19 protein-coding genes are annotated in these 23,783 nt (G+C 52.3%); 18 read left to right on the top strand and 1 reads right to left on the bottom strand.

Annotated elements, in window-relative coordinates:
* Positions 1 to 68 precede the first annotated feature (68 nt).
* From BLP53_RS06300 to BLP53_RS06270, 6 genes are all read left to right on the top strand, one after another.
* Entirely contained in the window at positions 69 to 2,507 is a 2,439-nt protein-coding gene (locus tag BLP53_RS06300; RefSeq protein WP_091471293.1) for a TonB-dependent receptor, read from the top strand.
* A 39-nt stretch (positions 2,508 to 2,546) separates the two neighbouring features.
* Positions 2,547 to 3,686: a PepSY-associated TM helix domain-containing protein gene (locus BLP53_RS06295; protein ID WP_091471292.1), complete on the top strand. Its 1,140-nt coding sequence runs from the start codon at positions 2,547 to 2,549 to the stop codon at positions 3,684 to 3,686.
* 527 nt (positions 3,687 to 4,213) lie between these two features.
* Positions 4,214 to 5,815 (top strand): PepSY-associated TM helix domain-containing protein, encoded by a 1,602-nt coding sequence (locus BLP53_RS06285; RefSeq protein WP_091471290.1) that lies wholly within the window; start codon positions 4,214 to 4,216, stop codon positions 5,813 to 5,815.
* Complete coding sequence (locus tag BLP53_RS06280; RefSeq protein WP_091471289.1) at positions 5,812 to 6,102, top strand: DUF3649 domain-containing protein; 291 nt, start codon at positions 5,812 to 5,814, stop codon at positions 6,100 to 6,102. The genes BLP53_RS06285 and BLP53_RS06280 overlap by 4 nt, the downstream gene beginning before the upstream one ends.
* The gene (locus BLP53_RS06275; protein ID WP_091471288.1) at positions 6,099 to 6,902 is read left to right on the top strand and encodes a DUF3325 domain-containing protein; all 804 of its coding nucleotides are present in this window, start codon (positions 6,099 to 6,101) and stop codon (positions 6,900 to 6,902) included. The genes BLP53_RS06280 and BLP53_RS06275 overlap by 4 nt, the downstream gene beginning before the upstream one ends.
* Before the next feature lies 1 nt (position 6,903).
* Complete coding sequence (locus BLP53_RS06270; protein WP_091471287.1) at positions 6,904 to 7,239, top strand: hypothetical protein; 336 nt, start codon at positions 6,904 to 6,906, stop codon at positions 7,237 to 7,239.
* A gap of 24 nt (positions 7,240 to 7,263) precedes the next feature.
* Here the strand turns inward: BLP53_RS06270 and BLP53_RS06265 are convergent, their stop codons facing one another.
* The gene (locus BLP53_RS06265; RefSeq protein ID WP_091471286.1) at positions 7,264 to 8,175 is read right to left on the bottom strand and encodes a LysR family transcriptional regulator; all 912 of its coding nucleotides are present in this window, start codon (positions 8,173 to 8,175) and stop codon (positions 7,264 to 7,266) included.
* 107 nt (positions 8,176 to 8,282) lie between these two features.
* Between BLP53_RS06265 and metE the strand changes: the two genes are divergently transcribed.
* The 12 genes from metE to BLP53_RS06205 all read left to right on the top strand — a co-directional run bounded on the left by metE (position 8,283) and on the right by BLP53_RS06205 (position 23,742).
* Positions 8,283 to 10,586 (top strand): 5-methyltetrahydropteroyltriglutamate--homocysteine S-methyltransferase, encoded by a 2,304-nt coding sequence (metE, locus tag BLP53_RS06260; protein ID WP_091471285.1) that lies wholly within the window; start codon positions 8,283 to 8,285, stop codon positions 10,584 to 10,586.
* A 115-nt stretch (positions 10,587 to 10,701) separates the two neighbouring features.
* Complete coding sequence (glyA, locus tag BLP53_RS06255) at positions 10,702 to 11,949, top strand: serine hydroxymethyltransferase (protein WP_091471284.1); 1,248 nt, start codon at positions 10,702 to 10,704, stop codon at positions 11,947 to 11,949.
* A gap of 49 nt (positions 11,950 to 11,998) precedes the next feature.
* A complete protein-coding gene (locus tag BLP53_RS06250) occupies positions 11,999 to 13,384 on the top strand; it encodes a DUF6513 domain-containing protein (RefSeq protein ID WP_091471283.1) in 1,386 nt (461 codons plus the stop codon).
* Positions 13,385 to 13,417: 33 nt separating this feature from the next.
* A complete protein-coding gene (locus tag BLP53_RS06245; RefSeq protein ID WP_091471282.1) occupies positions 13,418 to 14,083 on the top strand; it encodes an epoxyqueuosine reductase QueH in 666 nt (221 codons plus the stop codon).
* Between the two features lie 188 nt (positions 14,084 to 14,271).
* On the top strand, positions 14,272 to 14,784 hold the full coding sequence (locus BLP53_RS06240; protein ID WP_218119023.1) for an RNA polymerase sigma factor: 513 nt from the start codon (positions 14,272 to 14,274) through the stop codon (positions 14,782 to 14,784).
* Complete coding sequence (locus BLP53_RS06235) at positions 14,766 to 15,620, top strand: FecR family protein (RefSeq protein ID WP_245652667.1); 855 nt, start codon at positions 14,766 to 14,768, stop codon at positions 15,618 to 15,620. Before BLP53_RS06240 ends, BLP53_RS06235 begins: the two co-directional genes overlap by 19 nt.
* Positions 15,621 to 15,663: 43 nt before the next feature.
* Positions 15,664 to 16,164: a sigma-70 family RNA polymerase sigma factor gene (locus tag BLP53_RS06230; protein WP_091471280.1), complete on the top strand. Its 501-nt coding sequence runs from the start codon at positions 15,664 to 15,666 to the stop codon at positions 16,162 to 16,164.
* Positions 16,161 to 17,129 carry a FecR domain-containing protein gene (locus BLP53_RS06225; protein WP_245652666.1) on the top strand — a complete coding sequence of 323 codons (969 nt, stop codon included), beginning with the start codon at positions 16,161 to 16,163 and terminating at the stop codon, positions 17,127 to 17,129. The genes BLP53_RS06230 and BLP53_RS06225 overlap by 4 nt, the downstream gene beginning before the upstream one ends.
* A gap of 103 nt (positions 17,130 to 17,232) precedes the next feature.
* Positions 17,233 to 19,605 carry a TonB-dependent receptor gene (locus BLP53_RS06220; RefSeq protein WP_245652665.1) on the top strand — a complete coding sequence of 791 codons (2,373 nt, stop codon included), beginning with the start codon at positions 17,233 to 17,235 and terminating at the stop codon, positions 19,603 to 19,605.
* A gap of 146 nt (positions 19,606 to 19,751) precedes the next feature.
* Positions 19,752 to 20,252, top strand: a complete 501-nt coding sequence (locus tag BLP53_RS06215; RefSeq protein ID WP_245652664.1) for a sigma-70 family RNA polymerase sigma factor — start codon at positions 19,752 to 19,754, stop codon at positions 20,250 to 20,252.
* A gap of 4 nt (positions 20,253 to 20,256) precedes the next feature.
* A complete protein-coding gene (locus BLP53_RS06210) occupies positions 20,257 to 21,237 on the top strand; it encodes a FecR domain-containing protein (RefSeq protein WP_091471278.1) in 981 nt (326 codons plus the stop codon).
* Between the two features lie 75 nt (positions 21,238 to 21,312).
* Entirely contained in the window at positions 21,313 to 23,742 is a 2,430-nt protein-coding gene (locus BLP53_RS06205) for a TonB-dependent siderophore receptor (RefSeq protein ID WP_091471277.1), read from the top strand.
* Positions 23,743 to 23,783: the final 41 nt, after the last annotated feature.

Genomic DNA, 23,783 nt, shown 5'->3' with positions numbered 1-23,783 from the left:
AAGCGTAGCACTTTTACTTTTTCATTCGGGAGAGGAGTGAAAACTACTTTTTCAATGAGGAAATAAACATGTCACACCCTGTTCATGCCCAGGCAATCTTGCCGGCATTCCGTATCAATCAACTCGCCGGCCTGTTATTGCTTTCCGGGATGATCTCCATGGCCTACATGCCACGTGCCTATGCAGAAGCTGTGCAGGAAAGCCATGCTGCTTTACCGGCATTCAATATTGCCGCCGGCTCTATGGACCAGGTACTCAATGCGTATGCGCGGCAGACGGGCATTTTGCTGGTAATTGATGCCAGCCTGACCCAGGGCAAGCAAAGCCGTGGATTACGTGGGCAGTATGATGTCCTGCCGGGTTTGAATGCCATTTTGACCGGTAGTGGTTTGCAGGCGGTGGTGCAGGACAACGGTAGCTACAAATTACAGAAAGCCTTGCAGCCACTTCCCGCCACAGCAGGCGCGGTAGATACATTGCCGGAAGTCGCGGTATCCAGTGCCAGAGTGGCAGAGGATCACTCGATATATGCAGGTGCCCAGGTGGCCCGTGCTGGCCGTGCCGGTATGCTGGGACAGCGTGACTTTCTCGATGTGCCGTTCAATGTGACCAACTATACGGCGGAGACCATTGCCAATCAGCAGGCCCGCAGTATTGTTGATGTCTTGCAAAATGATCCGTCAGTCAGGCAAACCAGTGCCCGCACCAATATCAATGAAGACTTTTCCATCCGCGGTTTTACCGTCGCCAGCCAGGATATTGCCCTGAATGGCATGTATGGCCTGGCGCCGTATTACCGCGTACCGGTAGAAATGGCCGAGCGTGTGGAAGTGCTCAAGGGGCCTAGCGCATTGCTGAATGGCATGCCGCCGAGTGGTAATGTTGGCGGTAGCATTAATATTGTGCCCAAGCGTGCCGGTGACGAGGCATTAAGCCGCTTTGGTGTTTCATATATGCGTGATTCCGTCTATGGCGGCACGGCAGATTTGGGTCGCCGGTTTGGTGAAAACAACGAGTTTGGTGTCCGCCTCAATGGCATGTACCGCAAAGGTGATACCGCGATTGACCAGCAGAAGCTGGAAGAATTTATGGGCAGCCTGGCGCTGGATTATCGCGGTGAGCGCTTACGAGTAACGGCTGATTTTATTAACCAGCAAGAGACAATTAATAAAGTGGTCCGTCAATTTCAAGCGGATACTGGTCTAACCAAAATGCCGGGGGCACCTGATAACCAGCTCAATTACCCTGGCTATGGTCATTCACAAATGAAAGACCGCTCCATGGTGTTGCGTGGCGAATATGATGTCACCGATGCCATGATGGTCTACGCCGGGGTTGGTCGCCGTACCAGTCTGATGGATGCTGTGGCAGGTAACCCGATCCTGAAGAGTACCAGCGGTAATTATAACTCCACTCCTATTTGGCAGCTTTTTGAAGTGAAGTCAGAGTCGTTTGAAGCCGGGAGCCGAATCAAGTTTGATACTGGCCCGATTGGGCATCAGGTGAGTGTTGGCGCAACCAAGGTTATCCAGAATACAGATCTTTCAATGGTCGCTTTATTACCTGGGGTGCTTGTTAACAGTAATATTTTTTCTCCCGTGTATATAGGCATACCAAGCACCTCAGGTTTTGCGGATAACAAGACCAAGTATACTGCAATGACATTAACCAGCTTTGCATTGGCAGATACCTTGTCATTTTTAGATGAGAAAGTACAGGTCACGTTAGGAGCGAGGCAGCAAAGAGTAGAACAGCAAGCTTATCTTTTTTCTACCAATTCCCCGTATGATAAAAGTGCACTTACCCCGGTCGGGGGCGTGGTGTTCAAGCCGCAAGAAAATGTGTCTTTGTATGCCAACTATATAGAAGGTTTAAGTCAGGGGCAGCAAGCACCTGTCGGCGCAAGCAATGCGGGACAGATATTCTCGCCTTATAAAACCAAGCAAAGAGAAGCGGGGATCAAAGTCGATTGGGGCAAGCTTGCCACCAGTGTGAGTGTCTTTGAGATTGAAAAGCCCAGTGCGATAACCAGTGGTGGTACGTATAGTGTCAGTGGCGAGCAACGTAATCGTGGCGTAGAGTTTAACGTGTTTGGTGAAGTCGCTGACGGCATCCGTATACTGGGTGGTGGTGCTTACACGCAAGGTGAGTTGGTTAAAAATGCGAGTCGTGCTTTAAATGGCAATACGGCAGTAGGTGTACCCGACTGGCAAATCAGCCTGGGTGGCGAATGGGATCCGGTGCCTGTTCCCGGCCTGACATTAACTTCCAGGGTAATTTATACCAGCAAGCAATATGTCGATCAGGCCAATAACCTGTCTATTCCAAGTATCACCCGCTTTGACATTGGGGCGCGTTACAAAACGGTGTTGAATGCGACCCCGGTGACGCTACGTGCTAATATCGAGAACCTGTTTAACCGCGACTACTGGAATACCTCGAATGAAGGCTATATCTACCTTGGTATGCCGCGCACCTTGCTGTTGTCAGCCACGGCTGATTTCTAAACAGGCAATCATAGACAATCATCAGGAATTGCAGGCAGTATGACTATTCGCAGTTGGTATCTTGTACACAAATGGACCAGCCTGATTTGCACAGCATTCTTACTGATGCTGTGCATCACAGGGCTACCACTTATTTTCCATGAAGAAATCGAGCACCTGACCGGTGTGGTGGAAGCCCCGCCTATGCCGGAAGGGACACCGAATGCCAGTCTGGATGCGGTGGCTGAAGCTGCAAAGAGGCAACGGCCGCAGGATGTGATCCGCTTTATGTTTTGGGAGCAGGATGAGCACCCGGACGTGACGCTGGTTTCCATGGCTAAAACCGTGGATGCACCGCCTGATGATTCCAATATCGTGCTGATCGATACGCGTACGGCCAAAGTACTGGATGCGCCACCACCAGACCGCGGTTTTATGTATGTCATGTTGAAGCTGCATGTCGATATGTTTGCCGGCCTGCCCGGCATGCTATTCCTTGGCTTGATGGGCCTGCTGTTTACCGTGGCTATTATTTCGGGCATTGTGCTGTATCACCCGTTTATGCGGCGGCTGGATTTCGGGGCGATCCGTCGTGAAAAACAGGCCCGGCTGAAATGGTTGGATATCCATAACCTGCTGGGAGTAGCAACCCTGGTCTGGGCATTGGTTGTGGGCATTACTGGCACCATCAACACCTTGAGCCAGATTGTGATTATGGTGTGGCAAAGCGACCAGATGGCCGAAATGATTGCGCCCTATAAAGGCCTGCCGCCACCTGCCAAACTGGGCTCCCTGCAAGCCTCGATTGAAGCTGCCAAAAAAGCCGTTCCGGATATGCATGTCAGCTTTGTGGCTTTTCCAGGCAGCATGTTCTCCAGTCCGCATCATTACACCGTGTTTATGAAAGGCAATACGCCGGTGACTTCACGCCTGCTGCGCCCGGCCTTGGTTGATGCACAGACTGCACAGCTGACCGATACACGGGAAATGCCATGGTATGTGAAAACGCTACTGCTGTCGCAGCCCTTGCACTTTGGTGATTATGGCGGCTTGCCGTTGAAAGTACTTTGGACATTATTGGATCTGGTCACGATTGTTGTGCTCGGTAGTGGATTGTATCTCTGGATCAAGCGCCGCCAGCATACGGAACAACGTATTGCAGAGCTAGAGCAAAAACATGCACAGGCTGCTGCTGGTTAAAAGGGGTAAAAAGTGAACAAGCGATTTAGTGAAATCTGGCTGTGGCCGGCGGTGCTGGCTGTGTTAACGGCCTTTGGTTTATTGTCTGCCCTGCTAGGGACTGGCATTTGGCATTGGCTATCATGGGTTGCAATCTCAATCCCGCTGATTGTGATCGGGTATTACTGGTTGCAAGACAAGAGCAGAAGATGATGGCAGCCTGATTATAGGTGCCCCGGCAACGAAAAGACGCGTGAATAATGCGTCTTTTTTGTTATGGCGAGCGCAGTTGGGGTGCCGGTCGGCGAGTGAATGTTAAAACTTGGGAGGGGATTTTGTTGATAGACAAAATCCAGACAAATAAGGAAAACAGGGCAAATTCAAATTTTTTTGTGTTTACGGGTGTCCTTTTTTCATTCTCGCGTGTCATTACTTATAAGAGGATTAAATTAACCACGCGTCACAAACCATGAGTGACAGGCGTCAGTGAAATTCCAGGCGGATAGTGTTGCTATCCGCCTTTTGATTGAAACGAGCAAGGATTTGTTGTGAAAGATGGTTTCCGCCAGAGCATGGCCTGGCTACATACCTGGGTAGGGTTGCTGGTCGGCTGGGTGTTGTTTTTTATATTTGTCACCGGCTCGACCGGTTACATGAATGCCGAAATTACCCGCTGGATGCAACCTGAGTTGCCTTTAGCCAAACCGGTGGTGGAAGCGCCTGCTGCCCAGGTGCTCGACCTGGCGTTTGACCGCCTGCAGCAAGTAGCACCCCATGCCAAAATGTGGAGAATTACCTTGCCCCACCGTAGCGTGACCGGGCGTATGGATGAGGAGGCTGCGATCGGCTGGGAGGAAATGCCGAGGCCAGGCCAGGAGCGCGGACGTAATGGTAGCGAGAATTTTGACCCTGTGACCGGTGCGCACGAGCAACCGGTAGAAGGCAGGGAGACCGGCGGTGGCTGGGAGCTTTACGAGATGCATTATGCGTTGCATTACATAGATTACGAGATCGCATTTCGTATCGTTGGCGTATGCACCATGTTCATGTTCCTGGCAATCATCAGTGGCATCATCACGCACAAAAAAATCTTCAAGGACTTTTTCACGTTTCGTCCTGGCAAAGGCCAACGCAGCTGGCTGGATGCGCACAATGTGATCAGCGTCATGGCGCTGCCATTTTTTATCATGATTACTTACAGCGGGCTGGTGTTCTATACCTTCCAGTACATGCCTACGGTAAAAGATGTCATGTACGGGTCGTCGGAAAAGCAGTTGCGCCAGTTGTACGATGAGCTGTTCAAGCGCGACCCGGTTGACAAGGTGTTTGCGCCAGTGAAACGCCCGCAGGCCGCCGTGGACAAGATGATCGCTACTACCCAGGCTGCCTGGGGGCCGGAGATGCCGGTAGCCACAGTCATACTGCGCCATCCGGTGGATGAAGGTCCATATGTGGATGTCATGGCTGGATATTCCTCCACGCTTAACCGTGGTTTTCCGCCCAGGTTGCGTTTTGATGCGATGACCGGTGCGCCGGTGGCATTCGATAATGAGACCAATCCCACCATGCTCACACGCAATGTGGTACTGGCTTTACATGAGGGGAATTTTGCCGGCTGGGGGCTGCGCTGGTTATATTTTCTGTCCGGTGTGCTGGGCTGCGCAATGATAGGCACCGGGCTGGTGTTGTGGACAGTCAAGCGCCGTCACCAATATGTCGGCAAACATGGCGGTATGCCCGGATTTGGCCACCGCCTGGTCGAAGGGCTCAATGTTGGTACTATTGTCGGCCTGCCAGTGGCAGTTGCCGTGTATTTCTGGGCTAACCGGCTGCTGCCGGTAGAGATGGCAGATCGGGCAGACTGGGAAATTCATTGCCTGTTTGCTGCCTGGGGCTGGATGTTTATCTACGCCGGCCTGCGGCCACTCAAACGGGCCTGGCTGGAGAGCCTGCTCATTGCCGTGGCAGCATTCGGGCTGATTCCCGTACTCAACTTCTTCACGACAGACAAACATTTAGGCGTTTCGCTGACACATGGCGACTGGGTACTGGCAGGTTTCGACCTCACCATGCTGGGGTTTGCGGCTGCTTTTGCCTATATTGCGTACAAGCTTCACAAGCGCTGGTTGAAACAGGAGGCACAGGCATGAGCAGGATGACACGCTATCGGCTGATGGTCGCTTCCCGCATCCTGGCCGCGGTGATTGGCGGCTATGCCCTGACGGCTGCCATTTCAGTATTGCTGGCCTTGCTGCTGCCGGTATCCCGCTCAGAGGCCACGCAAGCTTCTACCATGCTGAGTTTTATCATCTACGCAGTCGTCGTGATCTGGGTATTTTCTACACGCACGGCCACTCGTGCCTGGGTAGGCTTACTGGTGACGGCGCTGCCACTGGGGTTGATCTGCTGGTGGTTGATCGCCGGAGGTAAAGTATGACGACCTATTATATGCTGGTGCTTTTGTGCGCCCTGGCCGGCTTTGCCGCGCTGGCGATCAGTATGGAAAAATACAGCCGGGCATTGACCGGGCGCATGCTGGGGGCCACCCGGCGCCGGTATATTTACTGGCTGGGATGGGGCTTCCTGATCGTAGCCTTGGGTGTAGGCGTCGCAGGCTGGCACTGGAATATTGGCCCGGTACTGCTGCTGGGTTCGCTCACTGCTGCCGGGACGTTGCTGGTGTTTATCATGCCGTGGTGGCCGCTGCAGCCTAAACATGCTGCGCGCAAAGAGAAACCTGTATCGCCATTTCCTGATATGAGGCTTGCCAAACCTGTGCGCGGTCTGCTGGTATTGTCATTGATTGCGCTGCCCATCTGGGTGGGTTTCAATGCCTGGAAAATGTCAGAGCAGGCAGTGCTGCGAGAGGATGCCATACATGGCCAGATCGGCCCCTGGACCTTTGTCCTCGCCGAAGAAAACCAGGATGGTCCTGAGTTTGTCGCGGGCCATACGCCGATCAAGCAATTCCACCTGCGGTTCTGCGAAGCTTGTGACAGCGAGATTCGTGCCGCCTACCTCAAAATCCGCAAGCCACGTTCATTGCGCGCAGCAGGATTGGCCTTCCAGGGGGCAAGATGGACGCGGGAAGTGGCTATCTATATTCCGCCGGCTGCCAGGCTGGCAGACCAGATATGGCTGACAGTCGAAAGCAAGTCAGGCGAGGTGTACCAGCAGGCGTTTGATATTCAGCGCCTGTCGCCAGCCACGGCGCGTTTCATCCAGGAGCAGCCATAATATGCGATCTCTTATTCTCAGGCATTATCGGCTTTTCCTCTTGCCAATGCTGCTGGCCAGCCAGCCATTGCTGGCCCACGAAGTTCATATCCCGATTGGCAAATGCTGGGCCGAAGCCAAACAGATTATTTGTGAAGGGGGAGAATCAGATGGTCATCCACTGCTGGATGCGCTGGTGGAGGTCATCAGCTACGATGAAAAAACCTTATTCTCCGGCAAGCTGGATGACAAATCCCGTATCCGTTTCCAGCGGCCTGATGGCAAGTTCTATATTCTGATTGATGCGGGACCGGGCCAGGTGATTGAGCTCGACTGGACAGATATCAGGGGTATTTGAACCTAGGCCTGGGGATAAGTTAAATCACTCAATGACGGATGGAGTATAGGGGTAGGACTTGGTCTTTGCCAATGCGATAAACGCCTTGATATAATCCGTCTCCCTATCCGTTTCACGGATTCCCAGGTAAATCTGCTTGGCAATGCCTTGTTCGCCAAGCTTGACCGGCACCACATCAAAGCGGTTTTGATACTCCGATACCAGCCAGCGCGGTAAGGCGGCCACGCCGCGGCCGCTGGCCACCATCTGCAGCATGATATCGGTGGTCTCTATCGGTTTGTGGATGTGCGGGCTGATGCCTGCCGGTTGCAGGAACTGGTTGTAAATATCCAGCCGGTCTATATCGACCGGGTAGGTAATCAGCGTTTCGTTACCGAGTTGCGCCGGGGCGATGTATTCAGCGTGTGCCAGTGCATGCCGGCTGTTTACCACCAATACCTGTTCGTAATCGAATACCGGCTGGAATACCAGGCCAGGTTTATAGAGCGGATCAGGCGTGACCAGCATGTCAATCTCATAGCCGAACAATGCGCCTATGCCGCCAAACTGGAATTTCTGTTTGACGTCCACATCCACATCCGGCCAATCCGCCAGGTAGGGCGAGACGACTTTCAGTAACCATTGGTAGCAGGGGTGGCACTCCATCCCAATCCGCAAGGTGCCACGCTCCCCCTGGGCAAACTGGCGCAAGCGTTCTTCAGCCAGCGATAACTGCGGTAACAGCCGGTTGGCGACTGCCAGCAGGTATTGCCCGGCCTGGGTCAGGCGCAAGCTCCTGCCCTCACGCAGCCAGATATCGGTGCCTAATTGTTGCTCCAGTTTTTTAATCGAATGGCTGAGTGCCGATTGCGTCAGAAATAGCTTTTCGGCAGCCGCCGTTAATGAGCCCTGTTGTTCGACCTCGCGAATAATCGCCAAATGCATGCGTTCAATCATGTTTTATGTATGAATAAAATTAATTGATTGTTGAAATAATACCATTTTACTTCATGAGTTGCCTTTCCTAGAATGCGGATTCTTAAACGATTACCGATGAGGCAAGCATGGTCACCACACACAACCTGGGATTTCCGCGCATAGGCGCAAAACGCGAATTGAAATTTGCTCTGGAAGCTTACTGGAAAGGGCAGTCTTCATTGCCAGCCTTGAAGCAGGTCGGCAAGGAATTGCGTCAGGGCAACTGGTCATTGCAATCCAGGCTGGATTTGGTACCAGTCGGCGACTTCGCTTTTTATGACCAGGTGCTGGATATGAGTTTTACCCTGGGCAACCTGCCGGCACGTGTGCAAGGTTTTCACGGTGACCAACTGGATAACTACTTCCGCGTCGCACGCGGCCGTTCTGCCGAGTCTGCCGAAGAGCATGCCCATTGCTGTGGTGGTGTGGCAGCGGGGGAGATGACCAAGTGGTTTGATACTAACTATCACTATATCGTGCCGGAATTCACCGCTGAAACACAGTTCAAGCTGGATGCGTCACGTTTGCTGGAGCAACTGGCAGAAGCCAAAGCGCAGAACGTGAAAGCCAAGCCGGTGATTGTCGGGCCAGTGACTTACCTGGCGATTGGCAAGGCCAAAGATGATTCCAACCGCTTGGCCTTGCTGCCGCAGTTACTGCAAGTGTATACCGAGTTGCTGGAAACCCTGGCGACCCAGGGCGTGGAATGGGTGCAGATTGATGAGCCTCTCCTGGTGACTGAACTGGATGCCGACTGGCAGCATGCGTTTAACCTGGCCTATCACCAGTTGAAGAGTAGCCGCGTCAAATTGCTGGTGGCCACTTATTTTGGCCAGCTGGCGGATAACCAGTACCTGGCGGCGAACCTGCCAGTGGCCGGTTTGCATGTGGATGCGATCAATGGCCGCCATGAGGTGTTGCCACTGATAGGCATGCTGCCTGCCCATAAAGTGCTTTCCATCGGTGTGATTAATGGCCGCAATATCTGGAAAACGGATTTGAACGCAACGCTGGACTGGCTGGAGCCGATTGCGGAACGCCTGGGTGACCGCCTGTGGATTGCGCCATCCTGCTCCTTGTTGCACGTGCCGGTTGACCTGGATAGCGAGCAGAAACTGGCCGGAAAACTGGACAGCGAGATTAAGTCCTGGCTCGCTTACGCCAAACAGAAACTGGAGGAATTACGCATTCTGGCCGTGGCCCTGAATCAAGGCCGTGCCGCAGTCAAAGATGCGCTGGCAAGCAATCATACTGCGGTTGAAACGCGCCGCCACTCGCAACGCGTGCACAATCCTGCCGTGAAAGCGGCCCTGGAAAAACTGACACCAGCCCTGGGCCAGCGCCAGAATGGCTATACACAGCGTGCTGTCAAGCAGGCCGCCTTGCTCAAGTTGCCTAAATATCCGACCACGACCATAGGCTCATTTCCGCAAACCGCTGAAATCCGCCATGCCCGCAGCCAGTTCAAGGCCGGTGAGCTGGACCAGGCCGGTTACCAGGTCGCGATGAAAGCTGAGATCGAGCGCAGCGTGCGTGAGCAGGAAAAGCTGGAACTGGATGTGCTGGTGCACGGTGAAGCCGAGCGTAACGACATGGTGGAATACTTTGGCGAGCAATTGAATGGCTATGCGTTCAGCCAGTTTGGCTGGGTACAGTCTTACGGTTCGCGCTGTGTGAAACCACCTATTTTATTCGGTGATATCAGCCGCCCCAAAGCCATGACCGTAGACTGGATCAAATATGCACAATCGCTGACCAGCAAGCCGATGAAAGGCATGCTGACCGGCCCGGTGACAATCCTGAACTGGTCGTTTGTGCGCGATGACCAGCCACGTTCGGTGTCTTGCTACCAGCTGGCACTGGCGATTCGCCAAGAAGTGCTGGACCTGGAAAAAGCCGGGATCAACGTGATCCAGATTGATGAAGCGGCACTGCGTGAAGGCCTGCCGCTACGCAAGTCACAGTGGAATGAGTACCTGCGCTGGGCGGTGGAATCGTTCCGCATCACCGCCAATGGCGTGGCGGATGAAACGCAGATTCATACCCATATGTGCTATTCCGAGTTTAATGACATCATCAGTGCGATTGCCGATATGGATGCCGACGTGATTACCATCGAGACTTCACGTTCTGATATGGAATTGCTGGATGCGTTCGACAATTTCAACTATCCGAACGAGATCGGCCCCGGCGTGTATGACATCCACTCGCCCAACATCCCGACCCAGGAACATATCGTGCAGCTCATGCAAAAAGCGGCCGAGCGTATCCCGGCGGAACGGTTGTGGGTAAACCCGGATTGCGGCCTCAAAACACGCCAGTGGGCAGAAGTGTTGCCAGCGTTGGGCAATATGGTGGCCGCGGCCAAGGTATTGCGTGCCAACGCTTGATCAGATGGATAAAAAGGCAGAGCCATGATGGCAGCCTGCCTTTTCCCATCACCAGACTGACTGCATTCGAACCGCCGGTTTGTGTGGCGGTTTAACCTATTTGAAAGGTGATTAAATGTTTGAACGTTCCCGTTACCAGGTAGCCCGGATTGACCCGGAAATTCATGCCGCGATTACGCAGGAAAACCAGCGCCAGGAAGATCATATCGAATTGATCGCTTCTGAAAACTATACTTCTCCTGCCGTGATGGCAGTACAGGGCTCGCAACTCACGAACAAATATGCCGAAGGCTATCCTGGCAAGCGTTATTACGGCGGCTGTGAATATGTAGATGTGGTGGAGCAGATTGCAATTGACCGCGTCAAACAATTATTCGGTGCCGAAGCTGCCAATGTGCAACCTAATTCAGGGTCACAAGCCAACCAGGCGGTGTTTTTCTCGGTACTGAAACCGGGTGACACCATCATGGGCATGAACCTGGCTGAAGGTGGTCATTTGACGCATGGCATGGCGCTGAATATGAGCGGCAAATGGTTCAATGTAGTGAGCTATGGCCTGAACGCACAGGAAGATATTGATTACGAGGCCATTGAGCGACTGGCATCAGAACATAAACCCAAACTGATCATTGCCGGCGCATCCGCCTTTGCCTTGCGGATTGATTTTGAACGCATCGCCAAAGTGGCAAAAGCGATTGGCGCCTATTTTATGGTGGATATGGCGCATTACGCCGGGTTGATCGCCGCTGGGGTTTACCCTAATCCGGTGCCGCATGCGGATTTTGTGACCACTACCACGCACAAGAGTTTGCGCGGGCCGCGTGGCGGCGTCATCCTGATGAAAGCCGCCCATGAGAAAGCGGTTAATTCAGCCGTATTCCCCGGTTTGCAAGGCGGGCCGTTGATGCATGTGATTGCCGGTAAGGCGGTGGCATTCAAGGAAGCGCTGGCGCCTGAATTCACAACCTACCAGCAACAGGTTATCAGGAATGCAGCGGTGCTGGCTGAAACCCTGATGGCGCGCGGCTTGCGTATCGTCTCTGGCCGGACTGAAAGTCATTTGATGCTGGTAGATTTGCGTAGCAAGCACATCACGGGTAAAGAAGCAGAAAAAGCCCTTGGTGAAGCGCATATCACGGTCAACAAAAATGCCATTCCCAATGACCCGGAAAAACCATTTGTGACTTCTGGTATCCGCCTGGGCTCCCCGGCGATGACAACCAGGGGCTTCCGGGAAGAAGAGGCTCGAAAAGTCGGCAACCTGATTGCGGATGTACTCGAAAACCCTGATGACGCAGCCAATATTGCCAGTGTGCGGGCGCAGGTGGCCGCGCTGGTGCAACGCTTCCCGGTTTACCGCTAGACAAAGGCCGGGTGTCATTGCCTGATACCCGGTTGGCCATATTGTCGCCATGACGGAACATATCCTGTTTCTGACCGGAAAGTTGGCCGAAAAACAGCTCCGGCAGATCCTGGCGGAAATGGAGCCGGAATTTACCTATACGGTGCTGGAGTTGGGCATCAAGGTGGCGGCACTCATGAATGCCGATATGATCGCCAGGCGCCTGAAAAATACGCATGGCGCCACGCGCATTATTATTCCCGGGCGCTGTCCCGGTGACTTGGTGGCACTGTCTGGAAAAATTGGCGTGCCAGTAGAAAGAGGGCCGGAAGAAGTGAAGGATTTACCTTTATACCTGGGTGGAAAGATCAAGGCCTATGACCTGGGCGGGTACCAGACCCGGATATTCGCTGAAATTGTAGAAGCGCCTTTCCTCAGTGTGGAGGCGATCCTGCAACGCGCCGAGTATTACCGCCGCAATGGTGCCGATGTCATTGATATCGGCTGCCAGCCGAGTGTACCTTTTCCTCATCTGGCAGACGCCATCATGGCGTTAAAGCAGGCTGGGTTTACTGTCAGCCTGGATTCACTGGAAGCGGATGACTTGGTAAACGGAGGAAAAGCCGGGGCGGATTATTTACTGAGCCTGAACAGCAAAAGCCTGTGGATTGCCGATGAGGTGGCTTCCACGCCCATTATTATTCCTGATGAACATGGCAATCTGGACTCGGTGGAGGAATCAGTCCGTATCCTGCGCGAGAAAAACAAGCCCTTTGTCGTCGACCCGATTCTGGATCCTATCCATTTCGGTTTCAGCGAATCGATTGCGCGTTATCATGAATTCAGCCGTCGCCACCCGGACCTGGAAATGATGATGGGTGTCGGTAACCTGACCGAACTGACCCATGCGGATACCTCGGGCATTAATGCACTGCTGCTGGGGATCTGCTCTGAACTCAATATCAACCATATCCTCGCCACCGAAGTCAGCAAACACGCCTGCCGGGCGATTAAAGAAGCCGACCGCGCACGCCGCATCATGTTTGCCGCCAAGCAGCATAACGGCTTGCCCAAGCATATTTCACCCGATCTGATGACCGTACATGATATCGACCCTTTCCCCTATACCGTACAGGAAATTGCGGCTATCGCTGCTGAGATTAAAGACCCGAGTTTCCGTATCCAGATCAGCCAGGAAGGCATTCATGTGTTTAACCGGGAGGGGATGCAGAGCGCGCAGGATCCGTTTGAACTTTATCCCTACCTCCATGTGGAAACAGATGGCGGCCATGCATTCTATCTTGGCGTGGAACTGGCACGGGCTGAAATTGCCTGGCAATTAGGCAAGCGGTATGCACAAGACCAGCGCCTGAACTGGGAGTGTGCAGTGGCCTCGGCAGAAACCAGGGTGGATTTGCACGACTTTAAACCGGCCGGTACTACCCTGAAGAAATAAAACACGCATTCATATCAATAAATGGATTGAGAGATGACCACTGACCGACAACCCCTTGCACTGCCAAAGGGGCAACACAAGGTTTTATTGCACTCCTGTTGCGCGCCGTGCTCGGGCGAAGTGATGGAAGCCATGCAGGCATCGGGTATTGATTTCACCATTTTTTTCTATAACCCGAATATTCATCCGCGCAAGGAATATGAGTTACGGAAAAACGAAAATATCCGTTTCGCCGAGAAATTCGGTATCCCGTTTGTGGATGCCGATTACGACAAGGATCACTGGTTTGCCAGGGCCAAAGGCATGGAAAACGAACCGGAGCGCGGTATCCGTTGCAGCATGTGTTTTGACATGCGTTTTGAACGTACTGCCTTGTATGCCCATGAGCATGATTTTCCTGTGATCACCAGTTCGCTGGGCATTTCACGCTGGAAAAACATGCAGCAAATCAACGACTGCGGCCAGCGTGCGGCAGAAAAATATCCTGATCTGCTGTATTGGGATTACAACTGGCGCAAAGCTGGCGGTTCTGCCCGCATGATTGAAATCAGCAAACGCGAACAGTTTTACCAGCAGGAGTATTGCGGTTGCGCTTATTCACTGCGCGATACCAATCAGCATCGCGAGCAGAATGGCAGGGCGCCAATACGCCTGGGCGTGATGTACTACGGGCAAGAAGCTGCAGACCAGAAGCGCTAGGAGTAAACGCAAGCCCTCCTTCTGCGACCAGGCAGGGGAGACGAGGCTGCCAGTGCTTACGGAATTTTAATCAGGTAAAAATCGTTAATATCGGGGTTAAAGCTATAGTTGATAATGATTTTCATTTGCAAAAATAGGCCAGGCCAGTTAGGATACCGCATCATCTGTTTTAACTTGCGCTGCCAACCGTGTTATTCAGCTCCGAAAACTCCTCACTTGTGGTGACTCTGGTGTATCACTATGACCATCTGGTCAATTATGTGCGCCACCATTTTGGTGACCGGCATTTTGCGCAGGATGTAGTGCACGATGTATGCTTGGAACTGATAGAGCGTCCGCCGCAGCAGGCGGTGCATACGCCGCTGGCATTTTTGCACCGCTTGCTTAAACACCGTGCCATAGACAGGTGCCGCAGCCAGCAGGTCCTGCAACGTCATCTTGGTGAAATGCAGGCAACCGCTGCAACTTTTAGTACGCATGATGGTGCACATATCCTGCATTTCAAGCAAAAACTGGTGGCGCTGATCAGCGTGATTGAGCAATTGCCGCCCCGGCAACGCCAGGTATTTTTACTGCATCGCCTGCACCAGATGACGCAGCAGGAAATTGCAGATGAATTGGCGATTTCACGCAATATGGTGACACAGCATTTTGCCAGGGCAATGGCAACGATTCAGCGCTCATGGGATATACACCTGTGATTCATCAAGATATTCCCCTCCCGATGTCTGCAAAGCCGGAAGACCATTTGTCGCCGTATGCCGACGCCTTGCGCGCGCATTTCCCAGCCAAGGAAGACATCCTGCGTGAAGCCAAGCAACAAACACAGCAACGACGCCAGTTCAAGAAAGCGGCGGTAACTGTCGCCAGTTGCCTGTTGCTGGCGATTGGCTGGCTGGACCCGGTTATTTCCACCGACCGGTTACATACCGCGATTGGACAACAGGCGACCGTTCAACTGAAAGATGGCAGCGAAGTCATTCTGAATACCAATACTGTTTTGGTGGCCGAACAGCATCTGCGCTCCAGGCAATTGCACCTGCAGCAGGGTGAGGCCTTGTTCAAGGTCAAACATGAATGGCGGCCATTCACGGTATATGCAAACCAGGCCGAAATCAGGGATATCGGTACGGTATTTAATGTCCGGCATAGCCCGCAAGGGGCCATCATCACTGTCGTTGAGGGTAGCGTGGAAGTGCGCACTACCCAAGAAGCGCGCCTGTTGACCAGAGATATGTCGGTCAACACCCAGGCCGGTGCAATTACCGATTATCGCTGCACCTCAACCAATTCGGCGATCGCCTGGCAACATGGCCGGTTGATGTTTGACGCAAAACCGCTGACCGAAGTAGTGGCCGAACTGCAGCGCTATCATGCCGGGCCGATCAGGATCGCCGACAAACGCATCGCGCAATATCAGCTGTCAGGCGAATATGACATCAACGGTATTGATGCGCTGATTGATGTGTTGCCCGAGATTTTGCCGGTGCGGGTAGACCGTCATGAAGACCAGTCGGTTGTGATCAGGTCCCGGTGATCATGCGCTGTCTGTGCTGCATCCGTTTTCGAAAGCGTGTGCCATGGCTTTGCTGAATGTGCGCTGGCAACAGTTGCACGAGGTCTATCGCCAGCATCATGACTGGCTGCAAGGCTGGTTGCGTAAAAAAACCGGCAACACCTGGGATGCGGCAGATATCGCGCACGATACCTTTGTGCGCGTGATGCACAAAGACAAACTGGCACAGCTGGGATCAGAGCCCAGGGCTTTGCTGGTACATATAGCCAAAGGGCTGGTGATTGATCACTGGCGGCATCAGCAAGTGGAGCGCGCCTATCAGGAAACGCTGGTACTTTTGCCAGCAGACGCGTGGCCATCGGCTGAAGAGCAACATCTGATTCTTGAGGCATTACGGCAAATTGATCGCTTGCTGCAAAATATGCCGGCACAGACCAGAGCGATTTTCTTGCTGGCACAACTGGAAGGACTGACCTACCAGCAAATTGCGGAGCAGCTCGGTATTTCACTGATTACCGTTAAGCGACATATGCGCAAGGCATATCTCGAGTGCTTGAGCCTATGATGCTGCAGAATTCGGGCCAAAAGCTGGATCAGCAGGTGTTGGCACAAGCCGTGGATTGGTTGTTAAGGTTGCAATCTGAGGCACCGACTTCAAGTACGCTCGAGGCTTTTGCGCAATGGCAAGCAAGCCACCCTCAGCATGCCGAAGCCTGGTCACGACTGGCACAAATACAGCAAACGTTTGGACAGGTACAGCGCAAGGACTTGGCCAAACAGGTACTCGCACGCATAGATCATGCATCACGCCGGAATGCGCTCAAAAAGCTGGGAACGCTAGGGATAGTATTGCCAGGCGCTTGGCTGGCTTACCGTGCATTGCCGTTACAGCGTTGGCGTGCCGAATACCAGACTGCCGTTGGCGAACAAAAACATCTGCAGTTGAATGATGGTACGCGTCTGGTATTGAATACCGATTCAGCCGTGGATATCCAATACCACGAACAACGCCAGATCCTATTGCACCATGGGGAAGTCTGGCTGGAAACCGGCCACCAGGATAACCGCACCTTGGTCGTTGTGACGCCACATGGCCAGCTGGTGCCGTTAGGGACACGTTTTAATGTCAAATTAAGTTCAGCGCGCACCACTTTGGCGGTGGAGGAGGGTGCTGTGCGTATTGAATTGGCCAATGGTCAGGGTACGGTGGTACAAGCGGGGCATCAGCGCGCATTCAGTAGCAATGCGATAGAACAGGTGAGTGCTGCTGATCAAAGTGCGGGTTACTGGCAGCAGGGCATGTTACTTGCGCAGGATATGCCTTTGAATGATCTGCTCAAGGAACTGGCGCGCTACCGGCATGGTGTGATCCGTTGCCACCCTGATCTCAAGCGAATGACTGTTTCTGGCGCGTTTCCCTTAAAAGATACCGATGCCGCACTCGATTTGCTGCAAAAAACCTTGCCAGTACGGGTCATTGCCCCCAGTCCTTACTGGATAATGATTGAGCCTGCCAATGCAGCAGGGTAAAAAATGTTGTTTTCCCTGATACTTTTTTAGTCCTCGCCCGGTGTACATGATGAAGGCCACTACACGGCCATTTCATCATTACCTTCAGGGAGCAAGCAGGACAATGTCATCTTTACAATTTCAATTCACGCCTTTGCAACATGCTTTGCGTGCTGCACTCTTTGGCTGCAGCCTGATGCTGGCGGCCAGCCCTTCGCTGGCACTGGCTGAGGGCGCCAGGGTTACTTCAGAAAAGCAGCGCTATCAGCTGGCACCCGGCCCGCTTGGTCATGTGTTGGCTGAGTTTGCTGCACTGACCGGCACGCGCTTGTCTTTTGATCCTGCCCTGGTTGCCAATGCCAAAAGTGAAGGCCTGCAAGGTTATTACACCGTCAATGAAGGTTTTGATACTTTGCTTAAAGGCAGCGAATTTGCGCTGGAAGATAAAGGCGGGCAGCAATATTCACTGAAAAAAATTGCCAAGGTCGGTAGCCGCGCAACACCTGCGGTACAAGAGGTGATTGATACCTTGAGTGATGTGACGGTAAAAGGGGAAAAGATCGAACGTAAATTGAGTGAGACCTTCTCCAGCGTAGCTGTGGCAACCGATCAGGATATCCGTACGCATGCAGATCAATCGCTCACTGAAATTCTGGCGCGTACGCCAGGTGTGTATACACAGTCTCGCAATGAGACCTGGGGTATCCGCGGTGTGCCTGTCACCGGTTTTGATGACCAGGGGCCGTTGTCACTCAATAATGCTGTTTCAGTCTTTGTTGATGGTGCTTTGCAAACCAGTAGCATGGTGACGCTGAGTCCGCTTTCAACTTGGGATATGAAGCAGGTTGAAGTCTACCGCGGTGCACAATCCACCGTACAGGGCCGTAATGCATTGGCCGGTGCGGTCATTATGCAGACCAATGATCCCGAGTTTAAAAACGCCATGACATTACAGGGTAATCTTGGCAACTATTACCAACAAGGAGGGGCATTAGCTGCAAATGCGGTGTTGGTGCCGGATGTACTGGCTGGCCGGTTTGCATTAAATGTGCAGAATGAAGACGGTTATATCAAAAATAGCTTCCTTGATAACAACGCAGATCCCCGCCGGTCTATCAATGCCCGTGGCAAATTACTGTTATTGGCTGGTGAAAAAACAGAGGCCTTGCTGACGTTATCACATACTGATTACAGCTCTGGCAGCAATGGCGTGACGCAAATTAACAACCAGCCACAGTACTACCGGTTGATCCAGAATACGGATGCCAAAGATAGCATTCAGCAGAATGAAGCAACCTTGAAGCTGACTTATCAAGTCAGCCAGCCGTGGGTGCTTACCAGCATTACTTCAGGGACAGATGCCAACTATCAAAGCCTGCTTGATTTTGACCAGCGCACCAATGCAAGCCAGGAAGCGGATCGACATCATCAAACCAGGCTGTTTAGCCAGGAGTTCAGGGCAACCTACCAGGGGGAAGCGATCAAAGCACATGCCGGTATTTATTATGGCTATTCCAGGGTTAAGTTTAACGATAGTTTACGTATTGTGGGATTAGGGGATGTGTTGCAGTCTATCGGCAGAAGCCAGATACGCAACAATGCCATTTTTGGTGAAATCAACTGGGATATGGATGAGCATTGGCAAGCGATTGCCGGCTTACGCTACGACCATGAGAAAAATATAGCCAAGGTAGACTACCCGTTAGATATATTGGCATTTTCCCCGGTGACGCAAGCAGATGAACAAAAAAGCTTTGGTGCATTGTTGCCTAAGGCTGGCATCAACTATATCTGGTCACCAACGCAGCGTGGTGGATTTGTTGTGCAGCGCGGATATCGTGGCGGTGGCGTCAATATGCGTGTTCCTTCAGATCACCGGCCTTATGATGCGGAATTCACGACGACTTATGAGTTCTCATATCGCGGTAGCTGGCCTGAGTATGGCCTTAAAACGTTTGCTAACCTGTACTACACCGACTGGAAAGACCAGCAGGTTCGCCAATACGATGCAGTAACGGATAGCCTGTATGTGTCAAATGCTGCCAGAAGTCGCATGCGCGGCCTGGAAGTATCTGCTGAATATGCCATTAACAGTGAGTGGCAGGCGATCGCTGGTGCTGCTTACAACCATACTGAATACCTGGATTTTATCAACAGTGACGGACTCAATATGCGTGGCAAGCAATTTACCATGGCCCCGAGAACAAAAGTCAATCTGGGTTTGAATTATCATTTGGGTAACCAGTGGTTATTCAATGTGGATACCGTTTATCAAAGTAGCAGTCCTTCTGTCTACCTGCTGACAGAAACGCGACGCAACGATAGTGTGGTGCTGGTGAATGCCAATGCTTCATATCGTTTGAATCCACGCACGACGGTCAATGCGTTTGTACGTAATCTGTTTGATCGCGAGTATGTCACTAACAATAGCACTGGTGATGTGCTGGATGTGGGTGCGCCTCGTTTGTTCGGCGTTGCGCTCAAGCTGGAGATTTAACCAGCCATTAATAGCCGGTGATCACATGATCACCGGGTGTGGCAGTCGCTTTTGAAACGCCGCCTGTTTCTTGTGCTCACCCGGCATGATATATATAATGAGAATGGTTATCATTATATTTGGATATCATGTCCATTCAAGAACCAATGAGTCAGCAAAGTATTGCTGTACTTTATAGTAACCACTATGGCTGGTTGTTAGGTTGGTTAAGTCGCAAGCTGAATTGTCCGCATTTGGCCACTGATCTGACACAAGATACTTTTCTGCGCATCGTTGGCAGGAAATCCCTGCCTGATTATCGTGAGCCCAAAGCGTATTTGACCACTATTGCAAGAGGCTTGCTGATAGATCATTGGCGCAAGCAGGAAGTGGAACGTGCATGGCTGGAAACCCTGGCGTTCATGCCTCAGTCCTTGGTGCCTTCTGCTGAAGAACATATGCTGGTGCTGGAAGCCCTTTACCAGGTCGATATGCTACTGAATCAATTGAAACCCAAAGTGCGTGAAGCTTTTTTGCTTTCTCAACTGGATGGGCTTACCTATGCCCAGATTGCAGAAAAGCTGGGGGTAGGTGAGCGCATGGTTAAAAAATACATGGCCCAGGCCATGCTGGTCTGCTTGTCAGCAGATAGTGAATATTTGCCGTAAAAACATGACACCTGAACAGCGAATCTTTAATCAGGCGGCTGAATGGTTTGCCATATTGCAAGACGATAATATGAGCAAAGCAGATTACCAGTCATGGCAGACCTGGCTGGCAGAAGACCCTGCGCATGCGCTCGTTTGGCAACGTGTCGAGACTTTAAGCCAGCCATTCCAGACGCTGGCCGGAACGGTACCGGCAAATCTGGCGCGCGAGACATTAGGGCAAATACATAATGCAGGCCGTCGCCGTGCATTGCGATTGCTCGGTATAGGCGGGACGGCCATTGCCGCCAGCTGGCTATTGCGCGGGCTTCCGTGGCAAGCCTGGCGGTATGAGTATGCCATTGCGCATGCAGCTTATCGCACGGGTGTGGGCGAGCGTCAGCAGTTCAAGTTAACAGACGGCACGGTATTGATGCTAAATACGGCAAGCGCGGTAGATGTTGATTATGGTCAGGATTTCCGGCGCATTGTGCTGCACCAGGGAGAGATTCATGTCGAATCTGCCCACGACATTCAGGCCAGGCCGCTGGTCGTTGATACGTCTGTGGCACGAATCACTGCATTGGGAACACGCTTTACGGTGCGCAGTGATCGGAAATCCGGGCATGTTGCGGTATTTGACGGTGCGGTCAGCGTATTGCCGGAGAAGTCAGCCGCTATGCGAGTCGATGCCGGCCAGCAAGTACGCTTTACTAAATGTAAAGTGATTGCCGATGGCGTGGCTGATCTGGCCCGTGAGGCCTGGTCAGCAGGCAAGATTGTGGCTGACAATATTGCGCTGCAAGACTTTATTCATGAGCTGGGTCGCTATACTGCGGTCTCGATACAAGTCAGCCCGGCAGTTGCGCATCTGCGCCTGGTTGGTGTGTATTCCATTGCCAATCCGGTGAGTGATGTTCCGGTGATACTGGCCGCGCTGGAACATGCATTGCCGGTGCGTATCCAGCAAGCTTCACCAACACAATTGACAATTATCTCTCAATAAACAGTTCCCTTTTTTGCAAGTAGTCCGGCATATCAGGTGTAAGTATCTGAAAGATCTAATCTGGAGCCTGATGTTATGCAAGAACCTTCTTTGTTTTCCAGTCGAATGTTCGCCACGACGGTACGCGTTGCCGTTGCAGCAGCACTCATGACGAATGCCAGCCTGGGCGTGCCTACCGCTTATGCGCAAACGGCCGAGGCCAGCTATAGCTTTGATATTGCTGCTGGCCCGTTATCGACCGCATTGACACAAATCGCCCTGAAAACCGGGGTGAACCTGACGGCGGATGCCGCACTGACCAATGGTAAAAAAGCCCCTGCACTGAAAGGACAGATGACCCTTCACCAGGTCCTGGACCAATTACTTCTCGGCAGCGGGTTAGAGGTTGTACAAATGGGAAAAGGCTATCAGTTAAGAGCGGTCTCTGCCAAATCTCCTGCAGCCAGGGGTGACGATGTTTTGCCTGAAGTGAGCGTCAACGCCAAAATGGAAAAAGAACACGCTTATGGGCCGGTGAGCGGATATGTCGCCAAACGTACGGCAACCGCAACCAAAACCGATACGCCGATTGTGGAGACACCACAATCCATTTCCGTTATCACTGCCGATCAGATAACAGACCAGAGGGCCATGTCGATTCAGGAGGCTTTGCGATACAGTGCCGGCGTCGCTGCCGATCAATATGGCATGGATTCCCGCTCTGATGGATATGCCATTCGTGGTATGGATGCAGTGCAATATCTGGACGGTTTACGCCAGATCAATACCTATTATTCAGAAACTATCCGGCCTGACCCTTACATGATGGAACGGGTTGAGGTGTTACGCGGACCTGCATCCACTTTATATGGGCAAGGCGGTGTCGGCGGTATCCTGAACCTGGTCAGTAAACGGCCATTAACGGAAGCGCGCCGTGAAATCGGGGTGTCACTGGGCAATTACGATTTCAAACAGATTCAGGCGGATTTTACCGGCCCGGTGGCGGATAGTGATACGCTATTTTACCGGTTGGTCATGGTAGGCAAGGATACAGATACCCAGGTGGATCATGCTTTCCAGAAGCGTACATTGTTTGCGCCATCTTTGACCTGGAAGCCCAGTGACAAAACCAGCCTGACGTTGATAGCACGCTACCAGCTGGATGATACCTTGCCTACGCCACAGTTCTTACCCGTGTATGGCGTGCTCAAACCGAATCCGAACGGCAAGATTCCCTACCACAATTACCTGGGCGAACCAGGCTTTGACCAGTACACCAGCGAGTCTACCCATCTGGGCTGGATCCTTGACCATCAGTTTAATGATACCTGGTCGGTGCACCAGAACATGCGCTGGACCAAGAGCCGCAACAATTACAGCTCCCTGTATTTGAATTCGTTTACATTTGATCCATCTGTGAACCCATTCCCCACCGCAGACCAGCGCACCTTGCCGCGCTACTATGACGTTTCCAAAACCCAGTCATACACGATGAATGTGGATACCAATGCCAGGGCACAATTTGATCTTGGCAATACCTTTCACACCGTGCTGGTCGGGCTGGATTATGCGCACTTCCGTAAAACCGGGATGGCTGGATATGATGATGGTACGGCTAACATGATTGATATTTACAACCCTGTTTACGGCAATATTGATTCTGTCGCGCCATTGACGCCATTGGCCGAGGCACGCATGATACAAACCGGTTTGTATGTGCAGGACCAGGTCAAGTTTGACCGGCACTGGGTGTTAACCGCCGGCTTGCGTCGTGACAAGGCCGAAAACAAAAGCGAAGGGACGGTGCCGCAGGAAAGCTATAAAACCACCCAGCGCTATGGCCTGAACTATGTGTTTGATAATGGTTGGGCACCGTATGTCAGTTATGCGGAATCGTTCCTGCCGTTGACGAATTTGTCGGTCAGTGGCGGTTACCTGAAACCGCAGGAAGGCAAGCAATGGGAAGTTGGCCTTAAGTATATGCCAGAAAATTCACCGACGCGTTTCACCATTGCGGCGTATGACCTCGAAGACCAGAACCGGCCGATTTATGTCATGGGTGACCGCTATACGCAGAAAGGCAAAATCATATCGCGTGGCCTGGAAGTAGAAGGTGCGACCAAGTTCGGTGATCGGTGGGAGGTCCTCGGCTCTTACAGCTTCACGCAGGCAAAATATGGCGTGACAGATAATCCTGCTGAAAAAGGGCAGCAGGTAGAAGCTATTCCCAAGCATCTTGCCTCAGCCTGGCTGACAAAACGTTTTTCGATTGGCGATGTTAACGGATTCAAGGCTGGTTTAGGTGTGCGTTATGTCGGTGAATCCTGGAACTCTACCCATATTATCAAGACGCCGGATGTGACACTGTTTGATGCGATGATCAGCCTGGATGCCGGTAACTGGCGTTATGCGCTGAATGCCAGCAACCTGGCAGACAAAGAATATGTTTCCACATGTATTACGCGTGGCGACTGCTGGATCGGCTCCCGTCGCTCTGCCATCGCTACCGCGACTTATACCTGGTAATTTTAAGCTGTCTTAAGTAGTTAATGACGTTAGTCAAAAAA

Source organism: Methylophilus rhizosphaerae (assembly GCF_900100975.1).
In the GTDB taxonomy this organism is placed as follows: domain Bacteria; phylum Pseudomonadota; class Gammaproteobacteria; order Burkholderiales; family Methylophilaceae; genus Methylophilus; species Methylophilus rhizosphaerae.
The sequence above is the reverse complement of the archived record's forward strand: the minus strand, read 5'-3'. Positions and strand labels throughout refer to the sequence as shown.

What these genes read in the sequence shown, in the direction of transcription:
- BLP53_RS06300 (WP_091471293.1), top strand. Translation starts at nt 69, where the DNA reads ATGTCACACCCTGTTCATGCCCAGGCAATCTTGCCGGCATTCCGTATC.
- BLP53_RS06295 (WP_091471292.1), top strand. Translation starts at nt 2,547, where the DNA reads ATGACTATTCGCAGTTGGTATCTTGTACACAAATGGACCAGCCTGATT.
- BLP53_RS06280 (WP_091471289.1), top strand. Translation starts at nt 5,812, where the DNA reads ATGAGCAGGATGACACGCTATCGGCTGATGGTCGCTTCCCGCATCCTG.
- BLP53_RS06275 (WP_091471288.1), top strand. Translation starts at nt 6,099, where the DNA reads ATGACGACCTATTATATGCTGGTGCTTTTGTGCGCCCTGGCCGGCTTT.
- BLP53_RS06270 (WP_091471287.1), top strand. Translation starts at nt 6,904, where the DNA reads ATGCGATCTCTTATTCTCAGGCATTATCGGCTTTTCCTCTTGCCAATG.
- BLP53_RS06265 (WP_091471286.1), bottom strand. Translation starts at nt 8,175, where the DNA reads ATGATTGAACGCATGCATTTGGCGATTATTCGCGAGGTCGAACAACAG.
- metE (WP_091471285.1), top strand. Translation starts at nt 8,283, where the DNA reads ATGGTCACCACACACAACCTGGGATTTCCGCGCATAGGCGCAAAACGC.
- glyA (WP_091471284.1), top strand. Translation starts at nt 10,702, where the DNA reads ATGTTTGAACGTTCCCGTTACCAGGTAGCCCGGATTGACCCGGAAATT.
- BLP53_RS06250 (WP_091471283.1), top strand. Translation starts at nt 11,999, where the DNA reads ATGACGGAACATATCCTGTTTCTGACCGGAAAGTTGGCCGAAAAACAG.
- BLP53_RS06245 (WP_091471282.1), top strand. Translation starts at nt 13,418, where the DNA reads ATGACCACTGACCGACAACCCCTTGCACTGCCAAAGGGGCAACACAAG.
- BLP53_RS06235 (WP_245652667.1), top strand. Translation starts at nt 14,766, where the DNA reads ATGGGATATACACCTGTGATTCATCAAGATATTCCCCTCCCGATGTCT.
- BLP53_RS06230 (WP_091471280.1), top strand. Translation starts at nt 15,664, where the DNA reads ATGGCTTTGCTGAATGTGCGCTGGCAACAGTTGCACGAGGTCTATCGC.
- BLP53_RS06225 (WP_245652666.1), top strand. Translation starts at nt 16,161, where the DNA reads ATGATGCTGCAGAATTCGGGCCAAAAGCTGGATCAGCAGGTGTTGGCA.
- BLP53_RS06220 (WP_245652665.1), top strand. Translation starts at nt 17,233, where the DNA reads ATGTCATCTTTACAATTTCAATTCACGCCTTTGCAACATGCTTTGCGT.
- BLP53_RS06215 (WP_245652664.1), top strand. Translation starts at nt 19,752, where the DNA reads ATGAGTCAGCAAAGTATTGCTGTACTTTATAGTAACCACTATGGCTGG.
- BLP53_RS06210 (WP_091471278.1), top strand. Translation starts at nt 20,257, where the DNA reads ATGACACCTGAACAGCGAATCTTTAATCAGGCGGCTGAATGGTTTGCC.
- BLP53_RS06205 (WP_091471277.1), top strand. Translation starts at nt 21,313, where the DNA reads ATGCAAGAACCTTCTTTGTTTTCCAGTCGAATGTTCGCCACGACGGTA.